The following is a 16,303-nucleotide window of genomic DNA, read 5'->3' as shown; positions in this document are numbered from 1 at the left end:
TTTCGATGCTACTCCGCGCCGGAGCGGGCGCGGGCGATCGTGACCCGGGTGAGGTAGGGCAGCTCGAACCTCGTGCGGCCGGCGAGGTCGGGATGTGTGCGCAGGAGGTCGTCGAGGCGGGCGAAGAGCTCGGCACGCTCGGGCGCGGTCATCGCTATGACGTAGCTGCGGGAAGCGACCATGGCCACGAGCGCGTCGTGATCGAGCTCGTTCGTCCAGGAGAACTCGGCGTGGGCGGTGCGCTCGAGCGGCGCGCCGAGCGGTGGGGTGACGGTCTCGTACTCCTCGGCGATCGAGGCGCCGATCACGCCGGTGAGCGCGGCGACCCAGCCGACGGACTCGTCGCGCACGTTCCAGATCAGCGCGAGCGCACCGTCGGGGCGGAGCACGCGGGCCACCTCGCGGGAGGCGGTCGGCACGTCGACCCAGTGCCAGGCCTGGGCCATCGTGACCAGGTCGGCGGAGGCGTCGTCCACGGGGATCCGTTCGGCGGATCCGTCGAGCGCGGTCACCGTGGGAAGGCGGGCGGCGAGTCGTTCGCGCATGGCCGGATCGGGTTCGACGGCGGTGACCCGGGCGGGCCGCTCCGCCAGCGAGGCCGTGAACTTGCCCGTGCCGGCGCCGAGGTCGATCACGTCGGGCTGGCGGCCGTCGGTGTGCGCCTGCGACAGGATCCACTCCACCGCGTCGTCGGGGTAGCCGGGGCGGCCCCGCTCGTAGGCCTCCGCGGCCTTGCCGAACGAGAGGGCGGTGCTGCTGTCGTCGAAGCGGGACATGCCCTCCATCGTGCCACCGGCCGCCGGGGTGCGCCCCTGTGGTGCGATCGCGGTGGGGGCCGTCAGCTCCGGGCGGCGAGGAGGTCGAGCGCCTCGGTGGGGGTGGTGGCCGTCAGCGTGGGCCGCCAGGATTCCGGCCAGGCGCGGCCGTGGCTGATCCACGCGGTCGAGAGGCCCGCGGCGCGCCCTCCCGCGATGTTGGCGACCGGGTGGTCGCCGATCATCCACACCTCGCCCGAGCGGGGTGCGGCGGCAAGCGCCTGGGCGAAGATCCGTGGATCGGGCTTCTTCGCGCCCACCGCCTCGGAGATGAGGCAGGCGTCGGCGAGTTCGTCGAGCCCGGTCTGCGCGAGCTTGCGGGACTGCTGCCGGACGAGGCCGTTGGTCACGATCACGAGCGCCGATCCGCGGGCCTTGAGCTCGACGAGGCGCTGCTGCACGCCGGGGTAGAAGTCGATGTGGGGGAGGATCCCGAGGAGCAGCCGCTCGAGCACGGCCTCGACGGGGTCGTGCAGACCGAATCGGGCACGGATGCGTTCGGCCAGTTCCGGGCGCGGGGCGTAGCCGCTCGCGTCGGCCTCGATCAGCCAGTGGGCGGCCGCCTCGCAGGCGGCGGTGCCGGCGCCGCTGGAGATCTCGGCGGCGAACTCCCGGGCCCAGGTGCGGAACGCGCGGTCCCGGTCGATGAGGGTGTTGTCCAGGTCGGCCAGCAGGAGCACAGCGCGAGTCTAACCACCGTGCGGCCCGGCGCCCCGGCCCGGCCTGGCGGCAGGTGCCGGGAGCTCGATGTCGCGGCAGGGTGTTAGGGTTCGGAAACGACCACGGGAACGAAGGCAGGACGAGGGTGGCAGGCAGGCTCTGGGGCGCCGCTCGCGGCATCGCGTCGGCCGCCGCCGCATTCGCGCTGCTGGTGGGCCTGGTGGCCGCCGCGCCGGTGCCGACGCCGATCCCCGCGCCACGCCACACCGGGGTCGCGAGCGACGCCCCCATCGGGCAGTCGGGTTCCGGGCAGGCGGGTTCGGGGCAGCCGGGTTCGGGACAGGCGGGAGACGCCCCCTCGACCTCGGCTCCGGGAGCGACCGCGCCCGATCCGGCCGCCACCGGCACCGCACCCGGCACCGGAGCCGCCGTACCGGGTACCGACCTCTCGGCGAGCCTGCCGGGCCGGCTGCACACCGACGGCGCCACCATCGAGACGGCCGACGGGTCGCCCTACGTCATCAAGGCGATCGCCTGGTTCGGCATGGAGACGGGCAACTGCGCCCCGCACGGGCTGTGGTCGATCTCGCTCGACCAGGGGCTGGCGCAGATCGCGTCGATGGGGTTCAACACCATCCGCCTGCCGTATTCGAACGAGTGCCTCTCGGCCACCGCCAGCAACTCGATCAACGCCGCCCTGAACCCGGGCCTGGCCGACCTCACGCCGCTGCAGCTGATGGACACCGTCGTGCAGACCGCGAAGTCGTACGGGCTGAGCGTCATCCTCGACCGGCACCGCCCCGACTCGGGGGCGCAATCGGCGCTCTGGTACACCGCGCAATACCCCGAATCCACCTGGATCGCCGACTGGAGGATGCTGGCGGCCCGCTACGCCGCCGAGCCGGCCGTGATCGGGTTCGACCTGCACAACGAGCCGCACGGCGAGGCCTGCTGGGGCTGCGGCGATCCGGCCACCGACTGGCAGGCCGCGGCGACCCGGGCCGGCGACGCGGTGCTCGCCGTCGACCCGGAGCTGCTGATCATCGTCGAGGGCGTCGAGAAGCAGGGCGACGGCTCGTCCACCTGGTGGGGCGGCGGGCTCGCGGATGCCGGCTCGGCGCCGGTCTCGCTGGCGGTGCCCGACCGGGTGGTGTATTCGCCGCACGACTACCCGGCGTCGATCTACGCGCAGAGCTGGTTCACGGCCGCCGACTACCCGGCGAACCTGCCCGGGGTGTGGGACGGGAACTGGGGCTACCTGGCGAAGCAAGACATCGCGCCGGTGCTGCTCGGCGAGTTCGGCTCGAAGCTGCAGAGCGATCAGGATCGCGCCTGGTTCGAGACGATCGTGTCGTACCTGGCGACCACAGGTATCAGCTTCTCGTACTGGTCGTTCAACCCGAACAGCGGTGACACCGGCGGCATCGTGCAAGACGACTGGGTGACGCCGCAGGCGGAGAAGGTGGCGGCGCTCGCACCGCTCCTGGGGGCGGGGAGCGCGGTGGCGCCGCACTCGGCGGTGCCGGTGCCGTCGCCCGATCCGGTGCCGTCCGCGACGCCGGTGCCTTCGCCCTCGCCGTCGGTCGGGCCGCCCTCGCCCTCGCCCTCAGGCTCGCCGGTGCCGACGCCGGGCACGTCGGGCGCTCCGACGAAGATCTCCGGATCGGCCTCCTCGCGCAACCCCGGACCGATCGTCGTGCCCGGTGAGACCGGCGCCCTCGCGGAGCTCTCGGCCGAGTGGGACCTGCAGAGCGAGTGGCCGGGCGGTTCCGTGACGGAGCTGACGGTGTCCAACCGCGGCGGATCGGCGGCCGGCTGGACCGCCTCCTGGCCCGACCCCGCCGCCACCGGCGTGGTGAACGCCTGGGGCATGGACTGCACGGTGGCCTCGGGCACCGTGACGTGCACGGGCGCCGACTGGGCCGCGTCCGTGACTCCCGGGCAGGCTGTGACGGCGGGCGTGCAGCTCACGTCCTCCGGGGCGGCGCCTTCCGCACCGACGCTGTCGATCGTGCCGCGCTAGCGCGTGCCGCTGCTGCGCGCCGCCGCTGGTTCGCGCGGTGGGGCGTGCGTGATCAGCGGGGGGAGCGCGCGGTCGCGGCGTCGCGGGGGCGTGGTGCCGAGCATCCGGACGACGCGTCGAACGGCGCGGCTGGTTCGCGCGGTGGGGCGTGCGTGATCAGCGGGGGGAGCGCGCGGTCGCGGCGTCGCGGGGGCGTGGTGCCGAGCATCCGGACGACGCGTCGAACGGCGCGGCTGGTTCGCGCGGTGGGGCGTGCGTGATCAGCGGGGGAGCGCGCGGTCGCGACGTCGCGGGGTCGTGGTGCCGAGCATCCGGACGACGCGTCGAACGGCGCGGCTGGTTCGCGCGGTGGGGCGTGCGTGATCAGCGGGGGGAGCGCGCGGTCGCGGCGTCGCGGGGGCGTGGTGCCGAGCATCCGGGCGACGCGTCGAACGGCGCGGCTGGTTCGCGCGGTGGGGCGTGCGTGATCAGCGGGGGGAGCGCGCGGTCGCGGCGTCGCGGGGGCGTGGTGCCGAGCATCCGGACGACGCGTCGAACGGCGCGGTGACGGGCGACCCGCGCGAGCGTGGTCTCGCCGCGGCAGAAGCGCACGAAGTAGCGGGCGCCGACGGGGGTGCGCAGCAGCGTGTGCACGAGTCCGCGGTGGCGCTCGAAGGCGCTCAGGATGAGGGCTCCCGCCACCTGTTCCGGCTCCAGTACGGCTTCGACGCGGGTGCGGTAGGTGTCGAGTTCGGCGTCGAAGGCGGCGGACCGGAGCGCTGCGCCCGCGGCCGTGGCCGCGTCGTCCGTCGCCGTGTCGTCCGACCTCAGCGCCGCCACCGCGCGGGCCGCGGCCTCGCCGGCCCAGGCGCCGGAGCGGAGGGCGAAGGAGATGCCCTCGCGGGTCCACGGCTCGAGCAGACCCGCGGCATCACCGGCGACGAGCACCGCGCCTCGGCGCAGCGGCGAGCCGGGTCGGCGCCACTGCGTGAGGTGGCCTGAGGAGTGCAGTGTCTCGGCGTCGGTCTCGGTCAGCCCGAGGTGGCGGCGCCAGGCGGCGAGGTAGTCGCGCGTCTGGTCGGGGGCGCCTTTGCGCTGGATGACCCCGACGGTCAGCGAGTCCTGCTTCGGGAACACCCAGGCGTAGCTGCCCGCGTCGCCACCCCAGTCGAGCAGCACGCGATCGCGCCAGGATGCCGCGGCGGCACCGGCCGGCATCCGCACCTCGTCTTCGAGGCCGAGGTCGATGCCGCCGGGCTGCACGCCGACGTAGCGCCCGATGCGGCCGCCCGTGCCGTCGGCGCCGATCACGACGCGGGCGCGCAGGGTTCCGGCCGAGGTGACGAGGGTCACGAGGGCCTCGGCCGCGCCGCCCGGGTCGGCGGCGATACCCGGGGTGGTGGGGGCGGAGGGGGCGGCCGCGATGCCCGGGGCCGTAGGGGCGGTGGGGCCTGTGGGGGCGGTGGGCGCGGAAGGGGCGGCGGGCACGCCGGGCGACGGTGCTGGGGCGGCCGCGATGCCCGGGGCCGTGGGGGCGGTGGGGGCGGTGGGCGCGGCAAGGGCGGCGGGCACGCCGGACGCCGGTGCTGGGGCGGCCGCGATGCCCGGGGCCGTAGGGGCGGTGGGGCCTGGGGGGGCGGTGGGCGCGGAAGGGGCGGCGGGCACGCCGGGCGACGGTGCTGGGGCGGCCGCGATGCCCGGGGCCTTGGGGGCGGTGGGGGCGGAGGGGCCTGTGGGGGCGGTGAGTGCGGAGGGGTCGGCGGGGGCGGTGGGGGCGGCGGGGGCGGTGGGCGCGGAAGGGGCGGCGGGCACGCCGGGCGACGGTGCTGGGGCGGCCGCGATGCCCGGGGCCTTGGGGGCGGTGGGGGCGGAGGGGCCTGTGGGGGCGGTGAGTGCGGAGGGGTCGGCGGGGGCGGTGGGGGCGGCGGGGGCGGTGGGCGCGGAAGGGGCGGCGGGCACGCCGGGCGACGGTGCTGGGGCGGCATCCGTCGCCGTCACCGAGCGCACGGTCACGCCGTCGGCGAACCGCACCCCGGCATCCTGGGCGGCGCGGGCCAGCGCCTGGTCGAACTCGGAGCGGCGCACCATCGCCAGGTAGGGCTGGGGGCGGTCCAGCACGAAACGGCGTCGGAACCGGTCGGTGAAGACCGTCTCGCGCACGCGGGACTCGACGGTGGCGCGGGCGACCTCCGGGATGAGCGCGAGCGATTCGCCGAGGAGCCCCCCGCCGCAGGTCTTGTAGCGCGGGAAGGCGGCGCGGTCGAGCAGGAGCACCGAGGCACCGCCCTCGGCCGCGCGGCGGGCGGCCGTCGTGCCGGCGGGACCGGCGCCGACCACGATCACGTCCCACACGCGCTGCTCCGGCGACTCGGCGGAGGGCTCCGGATGCTGCGTCATCCCTCCAGGGTAGGACCGCTTCGGGCTTCGTGCGTGCCACTGCGATCGCGGCATCCCGCATCGGGTGTCCAGGCCGCGGTGCTAGCGTCGGGAGCATGTCGAGCCTCGCCGAGATCGCTCCGGAGAGCGTGCTGCTCGCGGGCGCGGGGCGAGCGATCCTGCTGCAGATCGCGCTGCCCGAGGTGGGGTACGGCGTCGCGCGGCACAGCGACTTCGCCGCGCAGCCGATGAAGCGACTGAACGCCACCCTCAGCTACATCTACGCGCTCTCCGGCGGCACCGAGGAGGAGGCGCGGATCATGCGCGCGGCGGTGAACCGCGCCCACCGCCCGGTGCGCAATCCGCCCGCCGGTGCGCCGCGCGATGCGCCGGCGGGAGACGCGCCCGCCGCTCCGCCCGGTGCAGCGGAGGGGGACGCTGCATCCGTAGCTGGGCCCGGCGCCGCATCGCGTGCCGAGAGCACCGCTGCACCCTGGGCTGGGCCGTCCGCGGCATCCGGGGTCGGGTGCGCCGCTGCAACCGGGTCGGCGCCGTCTGCCGCGTCCGGAGCTGGGAGTGCCGGCGCATCCGGAACCACGCGATCCGCCGCATCCGGAGACGCATCGCCGTCGGGCGACCCGCAGTACGACGCCCGCGACCCCGAGCTGCAGCTCTGGGTGGCTGCCACCCTCTACGAGACCGCCGTCACCGTGTACGAACTCGTGCACGGACCGCTCGCACCCGGCGACGCCGAACGCGTCTACCGCGAATACGCGCTCCTGGGCACGGCCCTGCAGATGCCCGAGGAGCTGTGGCCCGCCGATCGGGCCGCGTTCCGCGCGTACTGGAGCGGGATGCTCGAGCGGCTGCACGTCGACGCCACGGTTCAGGATGTGGCCGACACGCTGCTGCGCGCCGAGAACGCGCCGCTCGCCATCCGCGCGGGCATGCCGCTCGCCCGCTTCGTGACGGTGGCGTTGCTGCCGGAGTCGCTGCGCGCTCAGTACGGCTTCTCGTGGACGCCCGCCCGCGAACGCCGCTTCCGCCGCCTGGTGCGGGTGGCGGCTCCCGTGTACCGGGTGCTGCCCGCGCGGATCCGCCACGCCCCGCAGCGCCACTACCTCGCGCGCATCCGATCGCACGCCCACGCCCACGCCGACGTCCCTGCCCCCGCCCGGGCCTGAAGCCGCGCGCCGCGACCCGCCCGCCGCGACCCGCTCGCCGCGACCCGCTCGCCGCGACTCGCCCGCCTGCAGGCCTGCCCGCATCCTGTGCGCCCGCGTCGATCCGCCCGCGACTTGCCACAACTTGTGTCATGTCGGGGCGAAAACGCGCAACTAGCGTCAAGTCGCGGTGGTGGGAAGGGTGGCTCCAGGGCCGGGGCCAGTGCCAGGGCCCGGCCGAGTGCCAGGGCCCGTACCAGGACCGACCGCGGCGCGGGCGGCGGAGGCGGCGCGCTCGCGTGCTACCGGCGCTCGTGCGCGACCGAGCGGGCGTGCCAGCGGCCGTGCGCGTGCTCGATCGCGATCGGGTGCGCGAAGCACGCACTCACGGCCTCGGTCGTCAGCACCTCGGCGGCGGGGCCGATCGCGGTGATGCGGCCCTCGGCGATCAGGAGGGCGTGCGTGGTGCTGCTCGGCAGCTCCTCGAGGTGATGCGTCACGAGCACCGACGCGAGCTCCGGATGCGCCTCCCGCACGAGGTCGAGGGTGTCGAGCAGCTGCTCGCGGGCCGCGACGTCCAGGCCCGTGGAGGGCTCGTCGAGCAGCAGCAGCTGCGGGTCGGTCATCAGCGCCCGCGCGATCAGGGTGCGGCCGCGCTCGCCCTGCGACAGCGTCGTCCACGGTTCGTCGGCCTTGCCGGCCAAACCCAGCAGCGCGATGAAGCCGTCGGCCCGCTCGAGGTCGTCGGCGGTCGGCGCCCAGTGCGGCATCCGTTCGACCGTCCCGGTGATTCCCGTGAGCACCACGTCGCGGATCGGCAGCGCCGAGGTGATCGGATGCCGCGGATTCACGTGCCCGATCGACCGCCGCAGCTGCTGCAGCTCGACCCGCCCGATGCGGTGCCCCAGCACGTGCACCTCGCCGCTCGTCGGATGTTGCACCGCTCCGCACAGGCTCAGGATCGTGCTCTTCCCGGCCCCGTTCGGGCCGATCAGCGCCCAGTGCTCGCCCGCCCGCACCCCGAACGAGATCGCATCCAGCAGCACGCGGCCGCCGCGCACGAAGCGCACGTCCCGCAGTTCGAGCACCGTGTCATCCGTGGTCGCGCCCATCCCTCCATCCTGCCGCAACGCGTTCGGGCCTTCGTTGGGTCGCAGAAAAGCGTGTAAAGAGGAGTCTTTGGACGTTTTTCTGCGACCAAACGACGGCGAGGTACCTGCGAGGCGACGCGAAGTCGGGCGGAGGACACCTGCGGTTCACGGGGCGGATGCCTGCCGGTCACGGGGGGCGGCGACAGTTCGGGCATGACTGCCCGCATCGGATTCGGCGTGATGGTGGCCGGGATGCTGGCGCTGGCGGCGTGGCTGGCCGTCGGCGCGCTGTCGGCGGCCGCCGCGCCGTCGGCGAGCGCCGAGGCCGGATACTCCGAGGCGCCGTTCAGCGCGGTCGTGCCCGGCGGGTCCGGCGCCGCGGGTGGGTCCGGCGCATCCGGAGCGTTCGGAGCAACCGGTGCCGGGTCGGGCGAGGGGACGGCGGGAACGGGGGCGCCCGGCAGCACCGTTCCGAGCTCGGCCGCGGATGCCGCCACCCCCGCCACCCCCGCCACCCCCGCCACCTCCGTCACCCCGGCCGTCCCGCTCGGGCCGGGCACCGCATCCGGAGCCTCGACCGCAGGCCGCGGCACCTCATGGAACGCCGTCACCCTCGTCTCGCCCGAATGGGCGCAGAGCACAGCCACGGCCACGGGTATCCCGGTGCGTGCCCTCGTCTCCTACGCGGGGGCAGCGCTCGCACTGCAGTCCGAGCAGCCCGGCTGCGGCCTCGGCTGGAACACGATCGCCGCGCTGGGCTGGGTGGAGTCCGGCCACGGAACGCACGGCGGCTCGGCCATCGGCGCGGACGGTGTGGCGGCGCCGCCCATCCTCGGACCCGCCCTGGACGGCGGTGCGTACGACGCGATCGCCGACAGCGACGGCGGAGTGCTCGACGGCGACGCGACGGGCGACCGCGCGGCCGGACCCCTGCAGTTCATCCCGGGCACCTGGGCCGAGTGGGGTGCCGACGGCAACGGGGACGGGCGAGCGGATCCGCAGCAGCTCGACGACGCCGCACTCGCCGCGGGGCGCTACCTGTGCCACTACGGCGCTCTCGGCGACCCGGCCACCTGGCGCAGCGCCGTGTTCGCCTACAACCACGTGCAGAGCTACGTCGACCTGGTCGCCGACACGGCGAACGGATACGCGACGGCCGCGAATGGCTGAGCTCGGCGCGCGGCCCGACGCCGCGGACGGTCTCATCTCGGGCCGCTACCGCCTCGGCGAGCTGCTCGGCAGCGGGGGATCGGCCTCCGTGTTCACTGCGGTCGACGTGGGCGAGGGCACGACCGTGGCGCTCAAGATCCTGCATCCACACCTCTCGCGCTCGGTGTCGGCCCGGGAGGCGTTCTTCGGCGAGGCCCGCGCCGCGCAGGCGCTGCAGCACCCGAACATCGTGGGGGTGCTCGCCTACGGCGTGCACGCCCCGGATGCGGGCGGCCCTGGGGCGAGCGCCGGCACCGGTGGAGACACCGCGGGTGCTGGTGGGGACAGCGCGGCGCCTGCCGATGACCCGCAGGCCTGGATCGCCCTCGAACTCGTGGCGGGCACGAGCCTCGCCGAACTGGTCGAGCAGCGCGGGCGCCTGCCGATCGGCGAAGCGCTCGCCGTGGCCGACGGCGTGCTGAGTGCGCTGGAATTCGCGCACGCGGCGGGGGTGGTGCACCGCGACGTCTCGCCGGCCAACGTGATGCTCGTGCGCGACCCGCGCGGGGTGCTCCGGCCCTCGGGCGTGCGCCTGGTCGACTTCGGGCTCGCGGATGCCGCGGGCCGGGCCGCGCTCGGCACCGACGTGCTCGGCCGCGACGGCAGGGCCGACATCCCCTCGAGCACCGAGTCGAGCCCTGTGGAGAGCAGCTGGGCGCGCGCCGAGGCGAGCACCGTTTCGAGCGCTGAATCGACCACCGAGTCGAGCCGCGTGGCGAGCGCTGAGTCGAGCCCCGTGGCGGGCACGGTTTCGAGCGCTGAGTCGAGCCCTGTGGCGGGCACCGTTTCGAGCGCTGATTTGACCACCGAGTCGAGCCGCGCGGCGAGCCCAGAGGCGAGCGCAGAGTCGAGCGCCGAGGCGCGCCCCGGGGTGAGTTCCGCCGCGAGTGCCCGTCGCGTCGGGGTCGTCGGCAACGTGAACTACCTGTCGCCCGAGCAGGCCCGGGGCGAGCCCGTCGACGAGCGCGGCGACCTCTACCAGCTGGGCGCCACTCTCTACTTCGCGCTCGTGGGGCGGCCGCCGTTCGTGCGTTCCACCCGCCGCGCGGTGATGCTCGCGCACCTCCAGGCGCCACCACCCGTGCCCTCGGTGCTGCGCCCGGGCCTGCCCCGCGCCCTCGACCGCCTCGTCGTCAAGGCCCTGCTCAAGGATCCGGCCCAGCGCTTTCCCGACGCCACCCGCATGCGCGCGGCCGTGCGCACCGCGGCCACCCACCTCGCCGGAGCAGACGCGCTCCCCGCAGACGACCTCGCCCGAGACGGCCGGGCACCGGGTTCCGGATCGCCTTCGGCCCTCGGCGGTTCCGGCACGATGGTGCTTCCCGCACCCAGCTCGTACGCCGGGGCAGCCGGTTCCGGCAGGACTGCCGGCACAGGCAGGGCAGCCGGCGCAGGCAGGGCAGCCGGCACGGGCTCAGCCTCAGTCGACGGATCCGGATCCGCGCCGGGCCCCGACGACACCACGCAGGTGCTGCCCACGGCCCGGTCCCGCCGAGCCGCCGCGTCCCACGCTGCCGCCCTCGCCGCCGGCGCCCCCGCCAACGCCGGTGCGAGGAGCACCCCCGCCTGGAGCCCGGCATCCGGAGCCCCGGCGGTCGGCTCCACCGCCGCGAACCACCCCGCCGCGAGCCGCACCGCCGCGAACCACCCCGCCGCGAGCCGCACCGCTGCGAGCCGCGCCGCTGCGAACCCCGCGGCCCGCGGCGCCACGAACGGCAGTCCCACCGGCGGCTCCGCCAGCACCCCCGCCCCACCCCGCGGTCCGCTGGCGCGCGGCGCACTCGCGCTCTGGTGCGGTGTCGGTGTCGTCGCCCTGCTCGTCATCGGCGCCTGGGCGCTCGCCTCGGGAAGCGTGCCCCCGTCGTCCTTCGCCGCCGGCAGCGAGCAGACCGCCGCCCCCACCGCCGAGCCGACCACGACGACCACCCCCGCCACGGCCGCCACGCAGCCCCCCACCCAGGCCGCCGCCGCGCTCGTCCCCGTGCCGGTGCTGCAGGGCTCGCTCGCCGAGGCCCGCGCCGCGCTGGCCGCCGCCGGACTCACGGCGGGCGCCGTCACCCTCGAGAACGCACCCCGCGCGGCCGACTCCGTGCTCTCCACGAGCCCGGCCGCCGGCACCACCGTGGCGCCCGGCGCGGTCGTCGACCTCACGGTCGCCTCGGGGTCGAACGCCGTGCCCACCGTGGAAGGCGCCGCGCAGGACGACGCCGTGACGAGCATCCGCACCGCGGGCTTCGACGTGGTCGTCACCAGCCGAGCGGATGCGGCCCCGCCCGGCACGGTGCTGCAGACCCTGCCGGCCCACGGCACCGTCGCCCGGCTCGGCAGCACGGTCACGATCGTGGTCGCGAGCCCGCTGCCCGCGGCGACCCCCGACCCCACGCCGACCCCCACAGCCACCGCGGTTCCCACCCCCACCTCAACCGCCACCCCGCCGGCACCGGCCCCCACCCCCGCCGCCGGCCCCCGCTGACGCACTCCTCCGTTCCGGACGGCCACCCCGCCGGGCGTTCCGGACGGCCACCCCGCCGGGCGTTCCGGACGAGCACCCTGCCGAGGTTTCCGGACGAGCACCCCGCCGAACGGCACCCCCACCCGCGAACGGGGGACGCCCCGTGAACCCGGCGCTCGCCCCGCCACATCCCGGCTACGTCGCCGTCATCCCGCAGACTCCGACCGTTCATCCGGCCCGCTGAGAATCAGCGCATGGTGCAGGGCTCGTGAGGGATGAAGACGTCTTCCAGACGATCGACGACGTCTTCCTGGAAGACGGATTCGACGGCTTCGAGCGCACCGAGGTCATCGCCGGGTCCGGCGAAGAGAACGCCGGACACGAGGGCGATCGCGCCGCAGGTGCGGGCGGCGCGGGAGGTTCGGGCGGCGGGACGGATGAGGGGGACGGGAGCGGTGCGCCGCGGCCTCGCTCACTGGCGTCTCGCCGTTCGACCTCCGACACCGTGTTCCAGACGGTGGCCTTCGCCGCCGGCGCCACCACGGTCGGCATCATGCTGGCGGTCGGCCTCTTCCTCTCCATCCGCGCCGGCTCCGCGCTCTCGGTGGCGGGCATCGGCTTCCTGTTCGAGCAGCAGTGGTCGCCCGAGACCCAGACCTTCGGCATCGCGGCCGTGCTCTTCGGCACGGTGACGATCGCGCTGATCGCTCTCTGCGTCGGCTTCCCGCTCGCCCTCGGCACCGCCCTGCTGCTCTCCGAGGTGGTGCGCGGAAAGCTCCGCTCGTTCCTGGTGAGCCTGGTCGACCTGATGGCCGCCGTGCCGAGCATCGTCTTCGGCCTCTGGGGCGTGTTCTTCCTGCAAGCCGCCATCATCCCGGTCGCCGAGTGGATCTCGCGGTACTTCGGCTGGATCCCGATCTTCGCGGTCACCGGCGAAGACGGCGCGGTGCTCACCGAGGCCAGCGCCTTCACCAGCTCCGCCTTCATCGCCGGCATCGTGGTGGGCCTGATGGTGGTACCCACCCAGGCCTCCGTGATGCGCGAGGCCTTCTCGCAGGCCCCCATCGGCGAGCGCGAGGGCGCCTTCGCCCTCGGCGCCACCCGCTGGGGCATGATCCGCACGGTCGTGCTGCCCTTCGGCCGCGGCGGCATCATCGGCGGCACCATGCTCGGCCTCGGCCGCGCGCTCGGCGAGACGATCGCCGTCTACATGATCATCTCGCCCCTGTTCACCATCAACTGGCAGCTGCTGAAGACCGGCACCAACTCGGTCTCGGCCCTGATCGCCCTGCGCTACGGCGAGGCGAGCGAGTTCGGCCTCTCGGCGCTGATGGCCGCGGGCCTGGTGCTCTTCCTCATCACGCTCGTCGTGAACTTCACGGCCTCGTCGATCGTGGCCCGGTCGCGCTCCGGCGCAGAGAGCCTCTGACATGACCACCATCTACGAGACGGCCCCGGATGCCGGCCCCGACGTCGACCTCGACGACCCCGGCCTCGAGCAGGAGTACGACGACGACTTCGACCCCGAGTACGACCGCGACCCCGACGAGCCGGCCCCCACGAGCATCCCCGACGTCGAGGGGATCGAGGTGGGCCCGCGCCGAGGTGTGCGCACGGCCACGCTCGACGAGAAGTTCAACGTCGTGGGCGCCCTGGCCGGCGCCCTCGCGCTCTCCACGCTTCTGTTCGGCTGGATCGGCCCGCTCACCGGCGTGATCGGCTGGTTCGTGGTGGCGTTCCTGGCCTTCCTCGGGTTCTACATGCTCCTGGTGTCGCTGCGCAGCGATTTCCAGGAGGTGAAAGACCGCGTCGCGACCGTTCTGATGGTCAGCGCCGGCGTCATCCTGTTCGGCGCCCTCGTGTTCATCGTGGTCTACACGCTCACGCGCGGCTCCGAGGCGCTGCCCTTCGTCAACTTCTTCACCGAGACGATGGAGCTCACCGGCCCACTGGATCCGCTCTCCTCCGGCGGCATCCTGCACGCCATCGTCGGCACGCTGATCCAGATCGGCATCGCGCTGGCCATCACCGTCCCGCTCGGCATCACCACGGCCGTCTTCCTGAACGAGGTCGGCGGCCGCTTCGCCCGCTTCGTGCGCACCATCGCGGATGCCATGACCGCGCTGCCCTCGATCGTCGCCGGCCTCTTCGTCTACGCCGCCATCATCCAGCTCGTCACCCACCAACGCTCGGGTTTCGCCGCCGCCATGGCGATCACCGTGATGATGCTGCCGATCGTCATCCGTGCCTCGGATGTCGTGCTCCGCCTGGTTCCGGGAAACCTGCGGGAAGCCTCCTACGCGCTCGGCACCACCCGCTGGCGGACGGTGTGGCACGTCGTGCTGCCGACCGCCCGCTCCGGGCTCGTGACCGCCGTCATCCTCGGCACGGCCCGCGGCATCGGCGAGACCTCACCGGTGCTGCTCACCTCCGGCGTCACCGCCGTGATGAACGTGAACCCGTTCTCCGGCCCGATGATCTCGCTGCCGCTGCAGGTGTTCGACTTCGTGCGCTCGCCCGAGCCCACGATGATCGCGCGCGGCTTCGGCACGGCGGCGGTGCTCATCCTGCTCGTGCTCACCCTGTTCATCGTCGCCCGGATGATCGGCGGCAAGGGCCCCGGCCAGCTCTCCGACCGCCAGCGCCGCGCCGCCACCGCCGAGTCGATGCGCGACCTGCAGCGCATCACGATGCTCGACGACCGCATCGCCGAAGGCCGCTACCCGGCGCGCGCCGCCGCACCCGCTCCCGCCGCACCCGCTCCCGCCGCACCCACGGCATCCGCCCCCACCCCGACCCCAGAGGACCACCCCGCGTGACCCCGAAATATCGCCGCAGCATCCGCCCCACCCTGGCCGCGGCGCTCTCCGCCCTCGTGCTCGCCACCCTCGCCGTCGTCGGGGGAGCGGATGCCGCTCCCGCCCGTGCCGACACCTACGCGCCGATCACCGGCACCGGCTCCACCTGGTCTTCCAACGCCCTCGACCAGTGGCGCAAGAACGTGTCGGCCAACTACGGCATGACCGTCAACTACTCCGGCACCGGCTCCTCCGCCGGCCGCCGCGACTTCATCTCGCAGTCGGTCGATTTCGCGGTCAGCGAGATCCCGTTCCAGGCCGCCCCCGAAGACGGTTCGGTGCCCGAGGTGCCCACCACCGGTTACGCCTACATGCCGATCGTGGCCGGCGGGACCTCGTTCATGTACAACCTGCAGATCGGCGGCAAGCGGGTCACCAACCTGCGCCTCAGCGGCGACTCGATCACCAAGATCTTCACCGGCGTCATCACCAACTGGAACGACCCGCAGCTGGCTCAGGACAACCCCGGGCTCGCGATGCCCGACAAGGCGATCGTGCCCGTGGTGCGCTCGGACGGATCCGGCTCCACCGCCCAGTTCACGCTCTGGATGGCGACGCAGCACCCGGCGCTGTGGAGCGCGTACTTCGCCGCCGGGTCGAAGACCTCGCAGTACCCGGTGGGCGGCACCATGAAGGCGCAGAACGGATCGCTCGGCGTGGCCGGGTACGTCTCGCAGGGCTACGGCGAGGGCGCGATCACCTACGTGGAGTACTCGTACGCGAAGAACGCCGGCTTCCCGGTGGCCAAGGTGCTCAACAACTCGGGCTACTACATCGAGCCGAAGGCGACCTCGGTGGCCGTGGCGCTGCTCTCGGCGCAGATCAACGACGACCTCACGCAGAAGCTCGAAGGCGTGTACAACAGCGCCGATCCGCGCACCTATCCGCTCTCCAGCTACTCCTACATGATCGTGCCCACCGAGACCACCACCACCTTCACGGCCGAGAAGGGCAAGACGCTCGGCGCCTTCGCGCGCTACATGCTCTGCGAGGGGCAGCAGCAGGCCGACACGCTCGGCTACTCGCCGCTGCCGCTGAACCTGGTGCAGGCCGGGTCGGCGCAGATCGCGCGGATCCCGAACGGCGGCGGCGGCGTGGATCCGGCCACCTGCAACAACCCCACCTTCAGCGCCGACGGCAGCAACGCGCTCGCGGCCACCGCGCCGCAGCCGGCCGCCTGCGACAAGCAGGGCCCCGATCAGTGCACCACGGGCACCGGTGGCGCGGCCGAGACGCCCACCGACACGACCGGATCGGGCAACGGCGGCACCTCCGCGGATGCCGGCGGCGCGGCAGCGGCGGCAGCCCCGGCGGCGGCCGGCGCGGCCGCGGCGGCCACCACGGGGGGAGCGGCCCCCGTCTACGACGAGAACGGCGCCCTGGTCTCCGGCGGCACGGCGGTCGCCGGCGCCGCGGTCTCGAGCCCCTTCACCCTGCCCGACGCCGGGATGGGGCCGCAGCAGTGGCTGATGGTGGCGGCCGGAGTGCTGCTCCTCGGGGCCGTGATCGTGCCCCCGCTCGCCTCCCGGCGCCTCAAGCGCGCCGGTCGCGACAGCTGATACCGGCCCACCGCACACCCTGATCCACCGCTGTTCCCACCCGCTGTGACCCGTTCGCGGGGCACCGGATCCTGCCGCCCCCGCACCGCCCCCGCGCGGTCGCCCGCCCGAAATCTCC

At 74.4% G+C, this 16,303-nt stretch carries 11 protein-coding genes; 7 read left to right on the top strand and 4 right to left on the bottom strand.

Annotation, left to right across the window (positions count from 1 at the left end; genetic code table 11):
- Positions 1-8 precede the first annotated feature (8 nt).
- Both ACN4JJ_RS14475 and ACN4JJ_RS14470 read right to left on the bottom strand, forming a co-directional pair.
- Positions 9-776 (bottom strand): class I SAM-dependent methyltransferase, encoded by a 768-nt coding sequence (locus ACN4JJ_RS14475; protein ID WP_440710588.1) that lies wholly within the window; start codon positions 774-776, stop codon positions 9-11.
- A 62-nt stretch (positions 777-838) separates the two neighbouring features.
- The gene (locus tag ACN4JJ_RS14470) at positions 839-1,495 is read right to left on the bottom strand and encodes an HAD family hydrolase (protein WP_440710587.1); all 657 of its coding nucleotides are present in this window, start codon (positions 1,493-1,495) and stop codon (positions 839-841) included.
- Positions 1,496-1,620: 125 nt separating this feature from the next.
- Between ACN4JJ_RS14470 and ACN4JJ_RS14465 the strand changes: the two genes are divergently transcribed.
- Complete coding sequence (locus ACN4JJ_RS14465; protein ID WP_440710586.1) at positions 1,621-3,498, top strand: cellulase family glycosylhydrolase; 1,878 nt, start codon at positions 1,621-1,623, stop codon at positions 3,496-3,498.
- A 363-nt stretch (positions 3,499-3,861) separates the two neighbouring features.
- On the opposite strand, the gene ACN4JJ_RS14460 is transcribed toward ACN4JJ_RS14465, so the two are convergent.
- The gene (locus tag ACN4JJ_RS14460) at positions 3,862-5,874 is read right to left on the bottom strand and encodes an FAD-dependent monooxygenase (protein ID WP_440710585.1); all 2,013 of its coding nucleotides are present in this window, start codon (positions 5,872-5,874) and stop codon (positions 3,862-3,864) included.
- A 95-nt stretch (positions 5,875-5,969) separates the two neighbouring features.
- Between ACN4JJ_RS14460 and ACN4JJ_RS14455 the strand changes: the two genes are divergently transcribed.
- A complete protein-coding gene (locus ACN4JJ_RS14455; RefSeq protein ID WP_440710584.1) occupies positions 5,970-7,037 on the top strand; it encodes an oxygenase MpaB family protein in 1,068 nt (355 codons plus the stop codon).
- 281 nt (positions 7,038-7,318) lie between these two features.
- On the opposite strand, the gene ACN4JJ_RS14450 is transcribed toward ACN4JJ_RS14455, so the two are convergent.
- Positions 7,319-8,128 carry an ABC transporter ATP-binding protein gene (locus ACN4JJ_RS14450; protein ID WP_440710583.1) on the bottom strand — a complete coding sequence of 270 codons (810 nt, stop codon included), beginning with the start codon at positions 8,126-8,128 and terminating at the stop codon, positions 7,319-7,321.
- Positions 8,129-8,320: 192 nt separating this feature from the next.
- Between ACN4JJ_RS14450 and ACN4JJ_RS14445 the strand changes: the two genes are divergently transcribed.
- The 5 genes from ACN4JJ_RS14445 (at position 8,321) to pstS (ending at position 16,185) form a co-directional block, all read left to right on the top strand.
- A complete protein-coding gene (locus ACN4JJ_RS14445) occupies positions 8,321-9,277 on the top strand; it encodes a lytic transglycosylase domain-containing protein (protein ID WP_440710582.1) in 957 nt (318 codons plus the stop codon).
- Positions 9,270-11,789 carry a serine/threonine-protein kinase gene (locus tag ACN4JJ_RS14440; protein ID WP_440710581.1) on the top strand — a complete coding sequence of 840 codons (2,520 nt, stop codon included), beginning with the start codon at positions 9,270-9,272 and terminating at the stop codon, positions 11,787-11,789. Before ACN4JJ_RS14445 ends, ACN4JJ_RS14440 begins: the two co-directional genes overlap by 8 nt.
- A 247-nt stretch (positions 11,790-12,036) precedes the next feature.
- Complete coding sequence (gene pstC / locus ACN4JJ_RS14435; protein ID WP_440710580.1) at positions 12,037-13,197, top strand: phosphate ABC transporter permease subunit PstC; 1,161 nt, start codon at positions 12,037-12,039, stop codon at positions 13,195-13,197.
- 1 nt (position 13,198) lies between these two features.
- On the top strand, positions 13,199-14,587 hold the full coding sequence (pstA, locus tag ACN4JJ_RS14430) for a phosphate ABC transporter permease PstA (protein WP_440710579.1): 1,389 nt from the start codon (positions 13,199-13,201) through the stop codon (positions 14,585-14,587).
- Positions 14,584-16,185 (top strand): phosphate ABC transporter substrate-binding protein PstS, encoded by a 1,602-nt coding sequence (gene pstS / locus ACN4JJ_RS14425; RefSeq protein ID WP_440710578.1) that lies wholly within the window; start codon positions 14,584-14,586, stop codon positions 16,183-16,185. Before pstA ends, pstS begins: the two co-directional genes overlap by 4 nt.
- The last annotated feature ends 118 nt before the right edge of the window (positions 16,186-16,303 follow it).

The sequence above is a fragment of the Herbiconiux dendrobii genome, from assembly GCF_052048175.1.
Classification (GTDB): Bacteria; Actinomycetota; Actinomycetes; order Actinomycetales; family Microbacteriaceae; genus Herbiconiux.
Note: the sequence above shows the minus strand (reverse complement) of the source record. Positions and strands in the feature narration are given on the sequence as shown.